Origin of the sequence: Shewanella sp. S1-58-MNA-CIBAN-0166 (assembly GCF_040310085.1) — a bacterium.
Classification (GTDB): Bacteria; Pseudomonadota; Gammaproteobacteria; order Enterobacterales; family Shewanellaceae; genus Shewanella.
In genome coordinates this window covers 24,167-44,609 of record NZ_JBEOPN010000003.1, presented here as the reverse complement: position 1 = coordinate 44,609, position 20,443 = coordinate 24,167, and the positions used below count along the sequence as shown (strand labels likewise).

At 42.0% G+C, this 20,443-nt stretch carries 16 protein-coding genes; 3 read left to right on the top strand and 13 right to left on the bottom strand.

Features of this window, described 5'->3' with window-relative positions:
- The gene (locus AAEY99_RS03010; protein WP_502959488.1) at window positions 1-3,165 is read left to right on the top strand and encodes an efflux RND transporter permease subunit; all 3,165 of its coding nucleotides are present in this window, start codon (window positions 1-3) and stop codon (window positions 3,163-3,165) included.
- Between the two features lie 86 nt (window positions 3,166-3,251).
- Here AAEY99_RS03010 and AAEY99_RS03005 read toward each other — a convergent pair whose 3' ends face one another.
- From AAEY99_RS03005 to AAEY99_RS02995, 3 genes are all read right to left on the bottom strand, one after another.
- Window positions 3,252-4,211 carry a carbohydrate kinase family protein gene (locus tag AAEY99_RS03005; protein ID WP_351009069.1) on the bottom strand — a complete coding sequence of 320 codons (960 nt, stop codon included), beginning with the start codon at window positions 4,209-4,211 and terminating at the stop codon, window positions 3,252-3,254.
- A gap of 160 nt (window positions 4,212-4,371) precedes the next feature.
- On the bottom strand, window positions 4,372-6,768 hold the full coding sequence (locus AAEY99_RS03000) for a TonB-dependent receptor domain-containing protein (RefSeq protein ID WP_351009066.1): 2,397 nt from the start codon (window positions 6,766-6,768) through the stop codon (window positions 4,372-4,374).
- Between the two features lie 281 nt (window positions 6,769-7,049).
- A complete protein-coding gene (locus AAEY99_RS02995; RefSeq protein WP_101088653.1) occupies window positions 7,050-8,270 on the bottom strand; it encodes an MFS transporter in 1,221 nt (406 codons plus the stop codon).
- 188 nt (window positions 8,271-8,458) lie between these two features.
- On the opposite strand from AAEY99_RS02995, the gene gtfA reads away from it, so the two are divergent.
- The gene (gtfA, locus tag AAEY99_RS02990; protein WP_351009063.1) at window positions 8,459-9,940 is read left to right on the top strand and encodes a sucrose phosphorylase; all 1,482 of its coding nucleotides are present in this window, start codon (window positions 8,459-8,461) and stop codon (window positions 9,938-9,940) included.
- A 159-nt stretch (window positions 9,941-10,099) separates the two neighbouring features.
- On the opposite strand, the gene AAEY99_RS02985 is transcribed toward gtfA, so the two are convergent.
- The 6 genes from AAEY99_RS02985 to AAEY99_RS02960 form a co-directional block, all read right to left on the bottom strand.
- Window positions 10,100-11,131 carry a LacI family DNA-binding transcriptional regulator gene (locus AAEY99_RS02985; RefSeq protein ID WP_101088655.1) on the bottom strand — a complete coding sequence of 344 codons (1,032 nt, stop codon included), beginning with the start codon at window positions 11,129-11,131 and terminating at the stop codon, window positions 10,100-10,102.
- Between the two features lie 152 nt (window positions 11,132-11,283).
- Window positions 11,284-11,874 carry a C40 family peptidase gene (locus tag AAEY99_RS02980; protein ID WP_351009240.1) on the bottom strand — a complete coding sequence of 197 codons (591 nt, stop codon included), beginning with the start codon at window positions 11,872-11,874 and terminating at the stop codon, window positions 11,284-11,286.
- 60 nt (window positions 11,875-11,934) lie between these two features.
- Window positions 11,935-12,519, bottom strand: coding sequence for a TetR/AcrR family transcriptional regulator (locus AAEY99_RS02975; protein WP_162024200.1), 585 nt, complete (start codon window positions 12,517-12,519; stop codon window positions 11,935-11,937).
- Window positions 12,520-12,906: 387 nt separating this feature from the next.
- Window positions 12,907-13,140, bottom strand: a complete 234-nt coding sequence (locus tag AAEY99_RS02970; RefSeq protein ID WP_351009060.1) for a hypothetical protein — start codon at window positions 13,138-13,140, stop codon at window positions 12,907-12,909.
- 357 nt (window positions 13,141-13,497) lie between these two features.
- Window positions 13,498-14,049: a BON domain-containing protein gene (locus AAEY99_RS02965; protein WP_101088659.1), complete on the bottom strand. Its 552-nt coding sequence runs from the start codon at window positions 14,047-14,049 to the stop codon at window positions 13,498-13,500.
- Window positions 14,050-14,441: 392 nt separating this feature from the next.
- A complete protein-coding gene (locus tag AAEY99_RS02960; protein ID WP_182744962.1) occupies window positions 14,442-14,918 on the bottom strand; it encodes a glutamyl-tRNA reductase in 477 nt (158 codons plus the stop codon).
- Between the two features lie 270 nt (window positions 14,919-15,188).
- Here AAEY99_RS02960 and AAEY99_RS02955 point away from each other — a divergent pair, with 270 nt between their 5' ends.
- Window positions 15,189-16,556, top strand: coding sequence for a sigma-54 interaction domain-containing protein (locus AAEY99_RS02955; RefSeq protein WP_101088661.1), 1,368 nt, complete (start codon window positions 15,189-15,191; stop codon window positions 16,554-16,556).
- A 20-nt stretch (window positions 16,557-16,576) separates the two neighbouring features.
- Here AAEY99_RS02955 and AAEY99_RS02950 read toward each other — a convergent pair whose 3' ends face one another.
- The 4 genes from AAEY99_RS02950 to arsJ form a co-directional block, all read right to left on the bottom strand.
- Window positions 16,577-18,229, bottom strand: a complete 1,653-nt coding sequence (locus tag AAEY99_RS02950; RefSeq protein ID WP_182744961.1) for a diacylglycerol kinase family protein — start codon at window positions 18,227-18,229, stop codon at window positions 16,577-16,579.
- 215 nt (window positions 18,230-18,444) lie between these two features.
- Window positions 18,445-18,639: a hypothetical protein gene (locus tag AAEY99_RS02945; protein WP_192116240.1), complete on the bottom strand. Its 195-nt coding sequence runs from the start codon at window positions 18,637-18,639 to the stop codon at window positions 18,445-18,447.
- Between the two features lie 79 nt (window positions 18,640-18,718).
- Entirely contained in the window at window positions 18,719-18,895 is a 177-nt protein-coding gene (locus AAEY99_RS02940) for a DUF1328 family protein (RefSeq protein WP_101088664.1), read from the bottom strand.
- A gap of 328 nt (window positions 18,896-19,223) precedes the next feature.
- Entirely contained in the window at window positions 19,224-20,441 is a 1,218-nt protein-coding gene (gene arsJ, locus AAEY99_RS02935) for an organoarsenical effux MFS transporter ArsJ (RefSeq protein ID WP_351009056.1), read from the bottom strand.
- Window positions 20,442-20,443: the final 2 nt, after the last annotated feature.

Sequence of the window (20,443 nt, the reverse complement as noted above, 5' to 3'; positions counted from 1 at the left end):
ATAATGTTGTCTCAATTCTTTATTAAAAGACCAATTTTTGCCGCTGTTTTGTCGCTGCTGTTCTTTATTTCAGGCGCACTAGCAGTATGGCAATTGCCCATTACCGAATACCCAGAAGTGGTACCACCTACCGTGGTTGTTACGGCAAACTACCCAGGTGCTAACCCTAAAATCATTGCTGAAACGGTTGCATCCCCGCTAGAACAAGAGATTAACGGCGTAGAAAACATGTTGTACATGTCTTCGCAAGCCACGTCTGATGGGCGCATGACGCTAACCATCACCTTTGCGATTGGTACTGATGTTGATTTAGCTCAAACCCAAGTCCAAAGCCGGGTAGAACGGGCAAAACCTCGTTTACCAGAAGAAGTACAACGCTTAGGCATAGTCACAGAAAAGTCATCACCTAGCTTAACCATGGTGGTGCATTTAACCTCGCCCGACGATCGTTATGACATGTTGTATCTGTCTAACTATGCGGTATTAAAAGTAAAAGATGAATTAGCCCGTATTACCGGTGTGGGTGCTGTGCGTGTGTTTGGCGCTGGCGATTACAGCATGCGTGTGTGGCTAGACCCTAACAAAGTAGCGGCAATCGGATTATCACCGAGCAATATAGTTGCCGCTATTCGTGAGCAAAACCAACAAGCCGCAGCCGGCAGTTTAGGCGCGCAGCCTAGCGGCGACAGTGATTTCCAATTACTGATTAATGTTAAAGGCCGTTTATCCAACGTTGAAGAGTTCGAAGACATTATTGTTAAAGTGGGTGATCAAGGTCAGATCACTCGTTTAAAAGATGTTGCCCGGGTTGAATTAGGTGCATCGACTTATGCTTTGCGTTCAATGTTAGACAATAAAGACGCGGCTGCATTACCGGTTTTCCAAGCATCGGGCTCTAACGCGATTCAAATATCTGATGATGTCCGTTCTAAAATGGCTGAGTTGTCTAAATCATTCCCAGAAGGTTTAGCCTACGACATCGTCTACGATCCAACCGTGTTCGTGCGTGGCTCAATTAAAGCTGTGGTACAAACACTGGTTGAAGCATTATTGCTGGTTGTATTAGTGGTGGTGCTGTTTTTACAAACATGGCGCGCATCCATTATTCCATTAGTGGCGGTTCCGGTATCACTTGTGGGTACATTCGCCTTTATGCACCTAATGGGCTTTTCGCTGAATGCCTTATCACTGTTTGGCTTAGTGCTGGCGATTGGTATCGTGGTCGATGATGCGATTGTAGTAGTTGAAAACGTTGAGCGAAATATCTCAGACGGATTATCGCCCGTTGCTGCCACTCAAAAGGCAATGAAAGAAGTGACCGGTCCGATTATTGCCACCACCTTGGTACTGGCGGCGGTATTTATTCCAACGGCATTTATGTCAGGCTTAACCGGGCAATTTTATAAGCAGTTCGCGTTAACCATTACCATCTCCACCTTTATTTCGGCGATTAACTCGTTAACCCTTAGCCCTGCATTATCGGCATTATTGCTTAAAGGTCATCACGAGAAAAAAGATATGCTGACCCGTGGTATGGATAAGCTGCTCGGAGGCTGGTTATTTAATCCGTTTAACCGCCTATTTGCGCGTATGTCTAACGGTTACGGCTGGTTAGTGAAGAAAATCATTCGTTTTGGTGCTGTCATTGGTATTTTGTATATCGGTTTAGTCGGCTTAACAGGCTTACAGTTTGCCAATACCCCAACAGGTTATGTGCCTGGGCAAGATAAACAATATCTTATTGCCTTTGCCCAACTACCTGATGCTGCATCATTAGATCGCACTGAAGCTATCGTGAAAGAAATGTCACGTATTGCACTTGAGCAACCTGGTGTCGCCCATGCTGTAGCCTTCCCAGGTTTAAGCATTAATGGCTTTACCAATAGTACTAACAGCGCCATTTTGTTTACCCCGCTGGATGACTTTACCGATCGCAAAGATCCATCATTATCAGCAGGTGCTATAGCCGCTGCGTTAAATCAAAAATTTGCCTCGATTAACGGCGCATTTATTGCGATTTTCCCGCCACCGCCAGTGCAAGGCTTAGGCACCATCGGTGGCTTTAGATTACAAATTCAAGATCGTGCTAATTACGGTTACGAAGAGTTGTATAAAGTGACCATGCAAGTGATGCAAAAAGCATGGGCAACGCCAGAGCTAGCGGGAGTATTCTCGAGTTATCAAGTCAATGTGCCACAACTTGAAGTAAACATCGATCGTACTAAAGCCAAGCAGCAATCGGTGTCGTTAGACGAATTGTTCTCCACCCTGCAGGGTTATATGGGTTCGGTTTACGCCAACGACTTCAACCAGTTTGGCCGAACTTATCAAGTGAACGTTCAAGCAGATGAGCAGTTTAGACAAACGCCTGAACAAATTGCCCAACTAAAAGTACGTAACAACCAAGGTGAAATGGTACCTATTGGTTCATTTATTAATGTCACCAATTCATCTGGTCCAGATCGAGTCATGCATTACAACGGTTTTACCACTGCGGAATTAAATGGTGGTGCTGCACCTGGATTTAGTAGCGGTGAGGCGCAAGCTGCAATTGAAAAGATTTTATCTGAAACCTTACCTAACGGTATGACCTACGAGTGGACTGAGATCACCTACCAACAAATTTTGGCAGGCAATGCGGGCGCCTATATTTACCCATTAATTATCTTGTTAGTGTTTATGGTATTAGCCGCGCAATATGAAAGTTTAAGCTTACCAATAGCCATTATTCTGATTATCCCAATGACACTGTTATCGGCATTAACAGGGGTACTTATCTACGGTGGAGATAACAATATCTTTACCCAGATTGGGTTAATTGTACTGGTGGGGCTGGCAACCAAAAATGCCATTCTAATTGTTGAGTTTGCCAAAGAGTTACAAGATGATGGCATGGAACCATTAGAGGCCATACTTGAAGCCGGGCGCTTACGTTTACGGCCTATTTTAATGACCTCGATAGCCTTCATTATGGGTGTGGTACCTATGGTGTTTTCTAGCGGACCTGGTTCAGAAATGCGTCAAGCAATGGGTGTTGCAGTATTCTCAGGCATGATTGGGGTGACGATTTTTGGCCTTATCTTAACGCCACTGTTTTATTATGCCCTCGCAAAACGAGGCAAAAATAAAACCGAGTTAGCCGAATCGGCCATAACGCACGATTAACCGCGTTATTGATTCAATGATAAAAAAGAGGTCACCTAAGGTGACCTCTTTTTTATTGCTCAATAACTCATTTACACAAATTTGATTCACGATTGCACTTGCGCCAAAACGGGCAGCGCAGGAAAAGCACCTTTTGTCGTACACGTTATCGCACCACACTTAATTGCAAACTCGGCAGCAGTTTGAACGTTCACTCGATTAAGCAATTTTTGCACTAAAGGCCCAGGAGTAAAATATCCTTCATCACGGCCGAGTTCAAATAAGAACCCCGCAACAAAGCTATCTCCGGCGGCAGTAGTATCTATGGCAACAATTTTAGGCACCGACAACTCAAAGGAAAACTCAGCACTGTGGCATAAAACGGACTCAGCACCATTGGTGACCAAAATTAACCTCACCCCTTGTGCAATACAGAATGCTAAATAATCGTCAAATGATCCCCCACGATCCAGAGCCAAATAGAGTGCTTCTTCTTTACTCATTTTCAACAGGTGTGTGTAACCAAAACATTGCTCCACTAGAGCTGATAGCAACCGAGTGTCTTGCCATAGTGACAAGCGTAAATTGACATCAAAACTGACTAACGTTTGTTCTTTATGCGCTTTTTTAGCACCATAGAGACTGGCGGTGAAAATGGCCTTTTCAGTAAATGTATTTGAACAAAGATGAAAAATATCAATTTGAGACCAATCGATAGCATCAAAATCAGCTTCACGGTATAGCATGTCGGCAGTGCTTTGCCGATTAAAGCTAAACGACCGTTCCCCTTGAGCATCTAAACTAACTAACACGGTGGCAGTAGCAGCATCTGGCACTAATGTTAAACAACTGACATCCACACCTTGTGCTGCCAAGGCATCTTGCAACATCACGCCATAATGGTCAGCACTAATGCCACCAGCAAAAAAACTCTTGCCGCCTAATTTTGCGTAACCCACAGCGACATTGGCAGGCGCGCCGCCAGGGATAGGCTCGTGAACCAAACCAGAATGGCCCACTGGCAATAGATCAATTAATACTTCACCAAAACTCAATAATGTACTCATATAAAACGTCCAAAAAAAAGCCCATTTGCATGGGCTTGTTAACAGGGATTTCTAAAACTAATGCAACTAATACCATTGCAAATAAGATGACTACAACTAGCTGACTAAAACTAGCTGACTAAAACTAGCTGATTACAACTAAGGCAATGACAATAAACGATTAAAACTCGTACTTAACCGTGGCGCTGGTTGTACGGCCGTTAATGGTTCTGGCACGAATAATATTGTTATCGGGTACCGAACCTTCTTCAGCTTCGGTAATACCGACAGTATCAAACAAGTTATTGACGTTAAGCGCGACCGATAACATATCGGTTAGCTGGTACGACGCAAACGCATTGACTTGAGTGTAACCATCAAAACTTAGGTCATTGTTATCTTGAGCATAAGACTCAGTGGTACCAATCAAATTGACCCCAACAGAGCCTTTATCAAAGTTATAACGGCCCATTAGAGAGTAAATAAAATCTGCTTGGCGACGTGGTGTGTTGCCGATTACGCCTGGGTTAAGGGCATCTTTAACAATTTCAGCATCGGTCCAGGTTACGTTACCGCGGAAGTCGAAATCGCCAACGTAGTAAGCACCTTCTAGCTCAATCCCTTTGGCTTCATATTTACGGTCAAAGAATATTTGGCTTGTGGCTTCAAAGTTTTGCTCTTCGGTTTCAGAGTAAAATGCTGTCGCAAATACCGACATATTATCGTAACGATACTTCACACCCACTTCGTACTGGTCTACTTCATCCACTGAGTCTTCGTCAGAAACTGAACCATCAGGACTCACCTTACCAAATAATAAACGGTCAGCATTAGCACGGCCACCATGACTGATACGACCAAATGCAGCTAAATCTTCAGACACTTGGTAGTTAGCACCTAATGAGTAAGATAAGTATCCCCAGTCATAATTCACTAACTGTGGGTTAGCATTATCAATTGACGACACACTTAACTCAGGCTGAGAAATCACCCCATCACGGTTCATGTCCACTTGTGATTGCACATTACCCGCATAGTAACCACTGGCATCGCCAGAGTCATAGCGCACGCTACCGTCTAACGATAAATCGCCAAACTTAGATGACGCAGCAATATACGGTGCTTTAATGGTGTAGTCTGAATCATAATTACGTTGGCAACAATTGCCCCAATAAGGCACGCCATAAGCATATAAACCATTATCAGAGTAAGACGTACCATCTGCGGCAACCACATCTAAAAGTGCGGCATTATCACCTTGCACTTCCATTAAGTAAGAGTTCCACATCCACGTCATATTGATATTTTGTGTAGCAGTATAAAAACCAAAAGTGACGTTAGAATCATCAAACGTCTTGGTTAATTTCATGTCATTGACGATAGAGCCAAAGTCATTCATGGTCACATCAAAACTGTGCACCCGCATGGCTAAATCACTATCAAATGCTTGACCTGCTTTAGCGCCGTTAGCATAAATAAGTGTCGAACCAGCGCCGCCAATACTGCTAGCAATACTTGAGCTGTTGCCCACTTCTGCTGGCATTAACGACATAAAATTACCACTCACATCCGAGATACGGAAACGGTTTTCCACTAACCAATCGTCACCTAAATCAAATGAGGCTTCTAGTCCCACCGAGTTAACAATCGGATTCATACCATCACGCATATCACCACGGCTAATATTGCCGTTAGCATCCAAGCGTAGGGTTGATAACATGTTAGCTGAATGAACCGTATCAGATTGAGCATCAAATCCAGGTATTGAGCTGCCATCGGAATACATTGGCATCGGCAAATAACCAATGCTTTTATCATTTAAGTGCTTTACATATAAACGCACATAACCAGAATCAAACTCTTTGGTTAAGTTAGCTTTAATTTGGCCACCCTTGTTTGCGGTGTAACCAGGATCACGCGGACCATCACCGGTGCGCACAAAGCCACCGATGTGAAAACGCATCGAGTCATTAATGCTGGTGCCGTATTCAAAATCAGTACGCAAAGTATCGTAATCTAGACCCACAGTAGATGAAATACTGCCAGCATCACTGGTACCGGTTTTACTGATGACGTTAATAATACCGCCTGGTGCATTACTGGCAGCTGTTGATGCTGAACCGCCACGGATTGATTCAATAGTTTGTGTTGTAGAATCAATACGTAAGAAAATATCCGCATTACCAAATGCAATATCACCAAACTGTAAAATAGGTAAGCCATCTTCTTGAATTTGCAAGAACTTAGCTCCACCTGAGGCAACAGGCAAACCGCGTACCGCAATGTTGGCGTTACCTTCACCACCAGTCGATTCAACCTTCATGCCCGGAATAATACGGAACGCTTCGGCTGATGAACGAGGTGAGCTAATCGCTAAATCTTCTGGCGACACACTGCTCACCGACACGCTCGAGTCCATTACACGTGTACCACGGGCTACACCCGTTACCACAATGCGCTCAAGGCCAATGGCGTCTTTCTTGGTTTCCGCAGTATCTGCTTCAGCAGCCCACAAGCTCGAACTAACCATCACCGCTAGCGTACTCAATACAAATTTTTTAGATGTGCTTATTATCATTTTTATGTCCCCACATAGAGTGTATTGATGTTGTCTTATCTCCCCATAACAACATCAGTAATATATTCATCAATCGAACTAAGCCCCCAAACTAGCTCAGTAGCGAGTCAAAAGGTTAAGGTTAAAGTTAAATTCAAGCCTTTACTTAATCGATTAAGTTACAAGTTAGCAACTAAACAGTAAATTGCAAGTACAATTTATGTTCAATTATCGTTAACAGGATTAAAAAATCGTCTAAGTAGATGTTTATTAGATTAAATATTTATAATCGCAGAGGTTCATTATTTAGCGTCAGCGGTCAATAAATGTCCTGACGGATCACGAAGCAGATTGTAGGCTGCTAATAAGCACAACATAAATGCAAAGCCAGTTGCTAAATAAAACCCGTATTTAACATGACCAAATATGTCGCCTACCACTCCCATCAACAATGGACCTAATGCAGCAGAAAGCGCAGTAAAGAATAAAATAACCCCAGCAACTGAACCGTGCTGGTCAACAGGGAAACAACTGATCCCTTTAGAGTTTAATGTTGGATACATCATTGACATAAACAAGCCTGATAAAGGCAATAAAATAACCGCCGCAGAAATGCCATACATCATTGCACCTAAATAACATAGGCTAATTGCTAGGCTGAACCAAAACATCACTTGCTGCCAACTGTATCGATTGAGGATCCAGCCACCTAAGAAACGTCCCAGTGCCCGTAATGTGAAAAAGATTGTTAATGCATACGTCGCGATTAATGCCAACTCACCTTCATAGTTGAGTAATAGCGTCGGCATCCATACATAAATGGCCACTTCAGTAGCAACATAAAGCCCAATCGCTAAAGAGTAGCCCAATGCATAAGGGTTCCTCATCATGCTAAACGTACTGGCTAGATTAATATCTTGAGTAGATGAGCGCTTAAGTTGCGGGTATTCAGCCTTATAAGCTAGCCAACATAATATTAAACAAAACACCCCTGCACCAAAATACAGATACTTCCACGACACCCCTGTTATCAATAAATAGCTGACAATCGCCGGGCCGACCATGGCACCCACACCAAAAAAGCCTTCGACGGTATTCATGGTACTTGAGTGTTGTTTTGAGTTAGTTGAAATATCACCAATTAATCCTAGCGCACCCGTTTTGAACACCCCAATAGCAATACCGACTAACGCCAATAAACATAGAAAATAATAAAATGACTCACCTAATGCGAACATAAAACTGGCTAGCGCAAACAGCAGTAAGCCAATTAAAATTGTTATTTTCCGGCCTAACTTATCCGCCAGAAAACCCAAAAATAGCCCACTTAATGCGATAAATAGCATTGGCATGTAATGAAATGCACTCGCTTGAGACATCGATAAATCAAATGTGTTAATCAGCTCAGGAATAATCACTCCCACCGCATCAGAAGTCATCGCGAACATAAAAAACATTAAATATGTTAGTATTCTTATCCTAGTGTTACCACTATTCTCATTACTCTTCATATGGTTAACCATACTTTTTACCTTATTGTTATATGTTTTCTTTGTGGTCACACAGTCTATTTATGGCGACACATTCGTCTTCTCCCACAGAAAACGAATTCAATATTTAAACAAAGCCCTTGAATAATGTTTCATATTGGTTAAATATACAACTTAATCGATTAAGTTTTTTTTAAATACTTACTTTAAGAGTCACCAACATGAAAAATAATGTTCAGCTGATCACTTACGTAGATCGTATAGCGCACTCAGACTTAAAAGGACTCAAACAGGTTCTCGACACAGAACTGCATGATCTCTTTGGTGGCGTACATCTGTTACCTTTTTATTATCCGATTGACGGCAGCGATGCTGGCTTTGACCCTATAGACCATGCAAAAGTAGATGAACGTCTTGGTGATTGGAATGACGTAAAGCAGATTGGTCAACAATACGACATCATGGCCGACTTAATCGTTAACCACATGTCTGCAGAGTCTACCGAGTTTCAAGACGTGCTTGCCAACGGTAAAAGCTCAGTTTATTGGGATTTATTTTTAACCAAAGATAGCGTATTTCCAGACGGTTTAAGCGCAGAAAACCAAGCTAAAATTTATCGCCCACGTCCGGGGAGTTGTTTCACCACCTATAAACTCGCCGACGGTACACAAGCCGAGTTTTGGACGACCTTTACCTCAAATCAAATTGATATTAATGTGCATACCGCTGCAGGTCAGGCACATTTAAACAAGGTGCTAACGCGTTTTCATGAAAGCAAAGTCGATCTTATTCGTCTTGACGCTGCGGGTTATGCCATTAAAAAACCAGGCACTAGCTGTTTTATGATTGAAGAATCATTTGAATTTGTCGATGAGTTAGCCAAAAAAGCCAACAGCCTAGGCATGACCACCCTTGCCGAAATTCACTCGCATTACATGACCCAGCTCGATATCGCTAAGCGCGTAGACATGGTGTACGACTTTGCGCTGCCACCATTGATTCTCCACAGCTTATTTAGCCAAGATGTCAGTGCATTAAGCCATTGGCTATCCATTGCCCCACGCAACTGTGTCACGGTATTAGATACTCATGACGGCATTGGCATTATTGACGCTGGCCCGGTCGGCAATAAAGCAGGTTTATTAACAGCGGCAGAAATTGATAACTTAGTTAACCGCATCCATAGCAATAGCAAAGGTGAAAGCTTACAAGCAACGGGCGCGGCAGCCAGCAATGTCGATCTATATCAAGTTAATTGCACCTACTACGATGCGCTTGGCCAAAATGACATTGATTATTTAATCGCTCGAAGCGTGCAATTTTTTGCTCCAGGTATTCCGCAGGTGTATTACACCGGTTTACTGGCAGTGCCTAATGCCATGGAGTTACTGAATCAAACTCAAGTAGGTCGCGACATTAACCGCCCTTATCTACAGGTAAGCGACATTCAAACTGCCATGCAAAAACCGGTTGTTAAAGCGCTATGTGAGCTGATCACTCTACGCAATAAAGTCGATGCCTTTAATGGTGAGTTCACCATGACAAACCAGGCTAATCAGTTAGATCTTTGTTGGGTGCATGGCGACAGTTCAGCCAAGTTAAGCGTTAATTTTGCCACCAAAGAAGCCCATATCAACATCGTTGAATCTCAGCAATCGACTCACATTGTACTGACTGATTTACTGGCTAAACACCGCGGTTAATCTGCCGTTTGATTTAAGCTTAAACGTAAACAAGGCGCCTAATTAGGCGCCTTGTTGGTATCGATATGATTGTCTCGATCTGATTGTCTCGATATATTTGTATCGAACTGTTTGTATCAAACTGTTTGTATCAAAATTCGTCCGGTCATCAATATTACATCAACAACTGCCACCACGAGAAAGTTCATAACCTAACACTTCAGCATGATGGGCATCAGCAATAAACATTTCTGCGGCTTTACGACCTTTTTGTTCTGAATGCTGGAACACGGTTGTCAGCGGCGGGATAGCTCGTGAGCCTTCATCAATACCATCAAAACCCACCACACGAATATCTTCAGGGATCCGCAAACCTTGTTGGATTGCCTCGCGCATTAAACTCAAGGCAATGAGGTCACTCATGCACAAAAATACATTAGGACGCGGTACACAATTAAGCGCTTCTTTGGCTGCTATAGCAGCAAAGTCGGCATTACTTTCAGGAATATTCCAAATGCGATCATCACCAAGCTTAACCCCAGTATCACCAATGGCATCCAAATAGCCTTGCAAACGCTGATGTGCTACTGAAGTGTCGATTTCCATAGAATGAATATCATACACGCGACAGGTTAAGTGAGTGTCGAGCAAGCGTAATCCAAGAATTGCGACCTGATCTTGCTCAGATTGAATTGCCAATTTAGCCACTTCATAGGCACCGGCTTTATTATCGATACTCACCGAAGCACTACGATGAATATTAAAGTCGACCGTCACCACTTTTTTACGGATTTTTTTTAATTGCTCGGCCAATAAACGGTTGCGAGGACGGCCATAACAAATAAAACCATCGACAAAATCATTTACGCCATTCACATTGTCAGAACTGCCAGAAAACAACAGTAAATTAATTTTATGTTGCTCAAAAACTGCCGCAACGCCTTTCATAAACTTACTGGCCACGGGATCAGACACCATGTATTCAATACTGTCCGACAACACTAATGCTACCGTATCAAATTTGCCACGCCTTAAAGATTGCGCTGCTTTATTCGGTCCAAAATATCCGAGCTCGTTACAGGCAGCTAGAATGTCTATTCGACGTTTTTCCGACAACTGATCTGGACGATTAAACGCATTAGATACCGTCGCATTCGACACACCTAATTCTTTGGCAATACTTTTTAAGGTCCAATGCTTGGAGTCTGGCATAGTGGGTCCGTTTATGTCGTGGCGTTAGCCTAAAATAGCTATAAATAACATGGATATACTGACGCTAGGCGGTAGAACATCAAATCTGAATTTCAGATACTGGCCTAGCGTTTAAGCGAAAAACGGCACCAGCTAGTTAAACTGCTGCCAAATTATAAATCGTCTTGCTGTTGAACATGATCAACAAGACTAGCGATCGACATATTTTGCTCAGCAGTTGGGTTTTTTAAGCGTTTTGCAAACCAAAAACGAGGTTTCCAATAGATATTATTCAAACTCGAAATTTTTACCCCTTTTTTAGTCGAGGCATGTAAAAAACGGTCATTGCCCATGTAAATACCGACATGACGAACGGTTCGGGTGGTTTTGAAAAAAACGAGATCGCCAGTTTTTAACTGATTACGCGGTATTTCTTTACCTAAAATACGTTGCGAGTTCACGGTACGAGGTAACTTGTCGCCAACAATATTCAAGTAGGCCAAATACACAAACCCTGAACAATCTACGCCATTTCTACTCAGGCCACCTAAACGATATGGAGTGCCTTTCCATTGATTATGAAAACTCAGTAGGTTTGACTCACTCCACTTAGGTGGTTCTGGCTTAAGCATGGGAGGAACCACCATGGGCTTAGACGCGATAACCACAGCAGGCGAAGACGCACATGCAGATAACAACAGCACTAAACAACTAAACAATAATCTTTTAGCCAATTCAACCCACTCCAAACCCCGAAAAATCATCCGAAATATAAATATTTTTGCTGCAATACACAATAAAAATAACCGCCGCACCGCTTAGCGTTAACGAGTCATCATTTGTATGCACTGCACTAAAGCCCGTTTAGCTGCCATTTTATCGATTTTAATTTGGCAGCGTAGCATAGTTCCTTGCCAATTTGACCAAAAAACACTCGCTAACGTTGATGCCGGTAAGTCCGCACGAATATGCCCTTGTTGCTGCCCTTGTTGAATAAGTGCACTCAATAGGCCGATCCATTGATCATAAAGCTGATTCAAGGTTTGATGCAGTTGCGGCGACTGACTACTGACCTCTACCATCAAGTTACCCATCAAGCAGCCGCGTGGTTCACTGCCACTAAACAGCTCGTCAATGAGTTGATGATATCCATTTAGCACAGTAGATAAATTGGTTTTAAAGTTTACGCTTGAATCGATAGCGATAGGTTGAATACGTTGCTGGAAATAATGTTCGGCCACGGCTGCGGCAAATGCTTCTTTACTGGCAAAGTAATGATAAAAAGAACCTTTAGGAATACCCACTTCGTCGAGAATCAATTTAATCCCCACTGCACTATAACCGTGTAACGCAAAAAGCTTTTCACCTACGACGCATATTGACTGTCTACTCGCTGCACTTTTATTCATTTAGCCTCCCTTTTTTAGTGATAGGATAACTAAGAATAGACCAGTCGGCTAACTTTAGTTACGAACAAACAAAAACATGTGCTTTTATCTATAAATTGTTCTACTAAATTAATTATTTGATGATCAATTTCCGTATCAACCCATCATCTATATACACAACCTAAACATGTTTACGACAAGACTTAAGCTCAGTAAGCGGGCCTTGAAACAAACAATTATCTATTAATACGGCTGCGTTAAACCCAGTTTTCTCCACAGAAGTGTTCAACATAAAGGTAATTAACATCAGTCAGGTTTCTGATAAGAAAAAAGCCTACGCAAAGTAGAACGAATAAGACTGTCAATAGATGGTAAGAAATTGCTTGAACCATTCTGAATGAAACAGCATTAATCACTATGGGTATTATTGGCTATCGACTCTTGTAATAACGGCATATTGTCATCACGTCCATCACGATAGCTATTGTCCATATGCTTATCTACCAACTGTTCACAACGCTTTTGGGCTTCATATTGCTTGAGGGGATCCACTTCTTTATCGGTTTGCGCTTGGCACAACACACTAGCCAAAGCCAACCACGGCATGACATTTAACAGCGGTTTTATCACATGGTTTGTCACAGAAAAATGCATCCATAAGTTATACCAATCCTATTAAATATGTGATCTTTCAGCGGGAGTTCAAAGTACTGTAGGCAAGGCAGATGATTGAAGCGAATAGTGATTCTATTTTGAAAACATCTAACGCAGCATAAAGTACTTTGAAACCCGCCAGAATGGAGTCTCTCAGGTATTCCACTTCTGTGTTGCATCGATTTAAAAGGGAACAGCCATTTCTACATCAATGCGCCTTGAATTAAAAAACCTGAGAGACTCTGAACTGATCAGATATTTAATGAGATTGGTATTAAGTGCTACACATGCTTTTTAGGCATAAAAAAACCAGCCCAAAGGCTGGTTTGAGTATAACCGAATAGATTATCCTGTTACACGTAACTCATCGACTACATCTTTTACGTCATCGGTATTTTTAGCTATGGTTAAAGCTAAATCACGTTCTGCATCACTCGACACTGTGCCTTTTAATGTCACTACGCCATTAGCGACATCGACGTTAATATCGGAACCTGACACGTCAGCAGAGAATAATAATCGGGTTTTCACTACAGTAGCAACTTTCGAATCTGTGAGTGAGTCACTTAAATCTTTGCTGTCTTTATCACTGTGCTGCTTCATCACCGAAAGCTCATTGTTAACGTCTTTTACGCCATCTAAGCTTTTAATTAACTCTCCAGCAAGTGACTTATCAACACTGCTGTTAACTTTACCTGTTAGGGTCACGTTGCCATCATGCACGTCGGTATTAATATCAAATGAGTTCAGATTTGCATTTAACAAAAGTGTGGTTTCAGCTTTACCATCGATCCACGCATCTTTTGCATCATCTTGCCAATCTTGTGCTGCATTTGCACCGAATGCCATTGAACCTAACATAATGCTCATTACTACAGATAATGTGGTCTTGTTCATAAAGTTTTCCTCCGTTGTTAATCTCAAAGAATACAATGCGTGAACCATGCCAACTTTCATAACCAACTGTTAAAGTTAACAATAACTGGTTTTAGTGTTTATTTTAATAAACTTTATGGACAACGATATCGGACTTTTTTACCGACGCTAGGTAAATTTTTCATCGTCGCAATGGGTGTTAATGGATCTCAATGTAGATTCGCCAAAATCAACCTGATCTCTCATTCAATAAACTCTCTAGATATTGAGACTATGGCTAATTCAATAGATACAAAACCATTATGTTACCAGTCAGAAAAACACGCGTTAGCCACTAATTAACAACACCCCGAACAATAAAAAAGCGCATGACAATATTGATTATCATGCGCTTTTTTAGTGCGTGCATATGACTAGGTATGAGCAACGGAGAGGTTTTTCATGGTGTCACAGCTCATTTGCAGCCAAGCAATACCTTCGGCAAGTTGGCTAGCAACACGCTGGTTTTTAGTTTTTCTAGCCGTTTGCTTTAAATGAGCCAAGACCTGTTGTTCGGTTTCAACCAATACCGCTATCGCTTGGGGTAACGGCTTATGCTGTATAACCTGCTCAGCCTTAGCATAGTGTCGATGTGAGGATTGTTGATGATAAGTTTGACTGTCTATCGGCCTTGCTTGGCTTGAACGCACCACGCTAAACAATGGTGTTAAACGATCCAGCATGCATTTTCGAATGTCGGCCATGTGGATAAAAATTCGTTTGATGTTGTAATCGTCGGTCCCCAATGTGGCTTGGACATAAAATTGTTGTCCTTCCTGGCATAAATCAATAGCCTCATGCAATAGCCATACATCGGACTCAGCCTGTTCGTCTCGAGTAAATGATTTCAATGTAAATCCTCCTGCATTCGATAATTTTACTGGCACTTTGTTGGATGGGTTGTGTAACATATACGGGTACAGCACACCTTATTAAGCAAAAACTAAACCATGAACACCCCATGTACATGGGCAAAAATTAATTAACCTTCTAATAGTTAAAGTTATTATAATTTGTCCGGGTCTGAGTTAATTACCTAATTACACGGAATGATCACTGGTGATTGTCAACACGACATCACTGGTAAACATTAGACTTAACACCACAGGGAGTGAATCGGTATGCCACGTCCAACACTTTTTTATCATCTACACCGTCGTCAAGAAGGTGAAGCACGACTCCTTGCCTTACCGAGTTGCCAACACTTTAATAAGATTGCTAGTTCAGTTGACCAGCCCTGGTTAGACCAACTGCACAGTAACTCGATAGATGTTGCGATCATTGAATTATCGCAATTAAGCCAACTAGAATACGCAGAGTTAACTGACAGTGCGTTAATGTCTGATATTGAGTTCATCTTCTTAAGCGAAGGTAAACCGAATCCTAACTTAGATTACTTAATGTCAAAAAGCGCTGGTTATCATTTTCGTCAGCCTTACGATGCCGACGCAATCAACGACACCTTAGAAGACTTTGCCCAAGACTTGCAGTCACAATCGACAAAACAACAACAGCCATTTTCTAGTGAACTAGACCAATACGGTTTGTTGGTTGGTTCATCGCGGGCAATGCACAAGTTGTATCGTACTATTCGTAAAGTTGCCGTAACCGAAAGCAACGTACTTATTGTCGGTGAAAGCGGTGCGGGTAAAGAGCTTGTAGCCAACACCATTCACCTGGCCAGTCACCGAATCAACCAACCATTTATCGCCATTAACTGTGGTGCATTAAGCCCTGAACTGGTCGACAGTGAGCTGTTTGGCCATGTAAAAGGCGCTTTTACCGGTGCTCATCGTGATCACCGTGGTGTATTCGAGCAAGCAGAAGGCGGTACCTTATTTCTTGATGAAGTCACCGAAATGCCGCTAGAACATCAAGTAAAATTGTTACGCGTACTCGAAAACAATGAATATCGCTCTGTCGGCTCACAACAGCTTAAAAAAGCCAATGTTCGCATTGTTGCTGCCACCAATCGCGATCCAGCTGACGCTATTGATGCTGGGCGTTTCCGCGAAGATTTATATTTTCGTTTAGCGCATTTCCCTATCCTAGTGCCACCATTACGCGATCGTAGCAATGACATCAGTGGCCTAGCACAACATTTTTTAGCCTACCGAAATACTGCTGAAAAACTGACTAAAACCTTTTCAGATGATGCGATTAAACTTATCCAACAACAAAAATGGCCCGGAAATGTTCGCGAACTAAAACACGCAATAGAACGTGCATATATTTTGGCAGAAGATACTATTTTACCAAGTCATATCACGGTGACACCTCTGGAACCATCAACTGAGCCTTTAGCTGACGACGTACAAATACCTGCTGGTATGCGCTTAGATGAACTTGAAAAAGTAGCTATTTATCAAGCGCTCGACAACTCATTGGGCAATAAAAATGATACTGCCAAACAGCTCGGTATTAGCGTCAAAACCCTTTACAACAAACTCAGTAAATACGAAGACCAAACCGGTTCAGACGAACCATAGCGTCATTAAACGCCCATTCATTAAACGTGTTTGCTCGCTTCTGGCACAAGCACATTTAATGACCTGGGTTTGACTTTAATACACAAATCTTCTGATTCAAATAACTCACCATCGATCACATATTGGCAAGACGAATCTGTGTTTAAGTAGATTTTTTTTGCTTGCTCATGATGAATTTGACTCTGTTGATTATCTTCACGTTCTCCAGTTAAGCCTGCAAATAGCAACTCGGTCATACTCAATAACTGTTGTGGCGATGTCTCACTCGATTCAATCCAGGTAATATCTAACAAGCCATCGGTAATATTGGGCTCGCCATTACCTAGCGCTAACAAGCTGGTAAATGGCGCAGCATTGGCTATCACTAGGCTAGTGGTGTTAATCACTTTAATATCGCCACCATCGATCTGCACTCTTATCGACAATGGCTGGTTTTCGCCTACCGCCTCCCACAAACCATTAAGGTAGGCTAATTGTCCTAGGGCATCTTTTTGGTCACGATCAGCCTTCGCTATCATTTTTTGTTCAAAGCCTAGCCCCACCAGCAACAACATCAACTCATCATTACATGTAGCAGTATCAACACGTTGTGAATAACCTTGAATCAAAATATCAAGCGCTTGCGATACCGGCACCAATTTACTGGCGGCGCCAAACAAAGTATGACTTAGTGCATTGGTGGTTCCCATCGGAATAATACCTAAGAAAATATCGGTATCAACAATCACTGATGCCACCTCGTTAACCGTACCATCGCCACCACAGGCAACTATAATATCTGCGCCCTTTTGTTTAGCTTGTTTGGCTAATTGCACTGCAGACTTATCTTTGGCGGTATACAGCACTTCAAGCTGAAAGTAATCCGTCAAGGTTTGGGTAATATGGTCTGCTTCATCATGCCATTTACCACCACCAGACACTGGGTTAACAATCAACCAAGCACGTTTGTGAATATTAATTTGTTGCTGACTATGCATTTTTTCTATAGCGGCCAACTGCCATTTATTTAACCGTGCCGTTTGGCGGATACTATTGATGGATTTAAGCACATCATTAACATTACGATTTCTCTCACGGCAGACTAAATAAGCCGCTAATACCAACACCGAACGCCCCCGGCCTAGCGCGCAATGCACTACTACATTTTTACCATTACTGACTTGAGTGTGTAACCAATTAATGGCTTGATTTAACTGCGCGACAGTCGGTACGCTGTGATCTAATATGGGAATATTTAAATAGCCAATATTTTCATCAAACAAGGTCCACTCTAATGCGTCAAATTCGGCAGTAACATCCAAAATTGCATCAATTTTTTCATGCTTAAGTCGGTCAATATCACTGGGAAACAATCGGCAGGCTAAATACAACTGCTTATCTATTTTTTGGATTACGGGCACTTTGTCGTGCTTTCTTGCCCAGGCGTTATACAGCTGGCACCCCATTAAAAAGGGAACAAAACTCCAACTTATATACCAAGGAATGCTGCCATCTTGGCTTTTTCGGAAAATGCCTGCGCTATTAAACCAATAAGCTGAACTCACCAGCCCTAAAGATAATGCAATCCAAGCAAAAATAACCTTAAGTAACACATAAGGAAGCGCCACACATAAGCACAAAGCCAATAATGCGCCAACAGTATAGTAATATTTAATATGAATACGGGTTAGCATTGTGGTCCTCCTGTTGTAAAAAAAGCAGCACATGTGTGCTGCTTAGGCTAATACTTATCTTAATAACTATCTGGTCATTACGTCGTTGTCAGTCAAACATTCAACTTCGACTTACATTGGTTTAAATGGAGTTACTCTACCTAGAACAATGCATTTTGAGTTGTAACACTTAACGACTTAAACAAATAAAATAGTTAATTTGATTGGTACAATGCTTAACAGTCTGGATCTTCTGCTTTCATACCTTCTTTAACATCTTCACATGTATCTTCAACTGCATTACCGGCATCTTGCATCATTTCATCCACTTTCTCACCTGCGTTTTCAGCTTTGTTATCTGAACATGCTGATAAACCGGCCGTTAAAAACACCATTAAACTTGCCATTGTCAGTAGTTTTAATAAATTCATATTCATCTCCTGGATGATGGTTGTAATCGTATAAACTTGTTTAAGCAGCCTCAACTTGGATTAAGGTAAGGGGTTAATACTATCCTCGGGGAGCTTTGCCTCTAATCGCATTGGCTACTAACGAAATCACTAGTAACACAATAAAAATAAAGAAAATAATTTTCGCGATGCCTGCTGCTGCACCTGCAATACCGGTAAACCCCAATAGACCCGCTATAACGGCTATCACTAAAAACATTAATGTCCAGCCCAACATAAAAACCTCCTTGGTGTACGGTTTACATTGTGATGTGTGTTTAATTTACGCTGACGATTGATACAAATATCTTATCTCTATCGTAAAAATTAACGATTCACACCACGACTATGAATTAGTTAAAGCCAGCATCATGCCAACTTTTAAAAAAAAGCCATAAGACCATGATTTTTATGGCTTTAAAATTTAAAGCAAGAAAGTCAATAATGAGAAAGCCATAGATGAGCAGGCAATTTTTACCGATGATACGGTAAGAGTTTCAGGCTATCACGGTTAGATAACGAAATATCGATGTGTAAACAAAAATGCATCTAGCGGTTGCAATGGCTTACCTTTTATGAGGCAACTTAAGTGAAATTAAGGCAGCAAGAGCTATAAAACCACTCGATATCCATAAACAAGCTTCTAAGCCATAGGCTTGATAGACCCAACCTGACAGTATCGTTCCAATCAACCTTCCCATGGCATTGGCCATATAGTAAAAGCCCACGTCCAGTGACACGCCATCACTGCCAGCATAGCTAACAATTAAGTAGCTATGCAGTGATGAGTTAATCGCAAACACCGCGCCAAACATTAATAAACCGATGACGACACTTTCTAGCACATAAAAATCGGCATGTAGTGCGACTGCAATCGCGGCAGGAATGAGTAGTAAATAAGTTGCCCATGTAAAAGCAGCTCGGCCGCTCGGCACTTTTCCCTGTCGTTTACCGGTGAAATAAGGTGCAATGGATTGCACCACACCATAACCAATCACCCAGCTAGCCATAAAGCTACCAACACACCAATGATCCCAGCCAAAAGTTGTGGCTAAAAATACCGGTAATGCCACCACAAACCATACATCTCTGGCGCCAAACAAAAACATCCGCGCCGCCGAAAGGATGTTAATCGACTGACTTTTAGAAAAAATATCTTTGAATTTGGGTTTGTTTTTCGCTTTGCCTAAATCATCTTTTAAGGTCACTAAACTACATAACCATACAATGCCTAATAACGTGGCCATTAAAATAATGGCGCCTGTAAACCCTAGGCCTGTGAGTAACACACCACCTAAAAAGAATCCCACTCCTTTTAAGGCATTTTTAGAGCCCGTTAACAACGCAACCCATTGGTAAAGCTTACCTTCTGCATCTGCTGGCACTAAGGTTTTAATGGCACTTTTGGCGCTCATTTTATTCAAATCTTTGGCGATGCCCGACAGCGCCTGAGCAGCCATAACGTACATGACGGTTAGCATGTCAGCAGGTACAGTTAGCATAGCTAGTGCCACTATTTGCAGGCCTAAGCCAATATTCATAGTGTTATTTAGGCCAAGCCGTGCGCCTAACCAACCACCAACAAGATTAGTCACAACACCAAAAATCTCATAAAACAAAAACAACATCGCAATATTTAACGGGCTGTAACCCAATTGGTGAAAATACAACACCACCAGCATACGCAAAGCGCCATCGGTTAAGGTAAATGCCCAGTAATTACCGGTAATCAATAAGTACTGTTTTATCGATGGTGATAAGGTACGCAATGTATCCAGCCCCATGA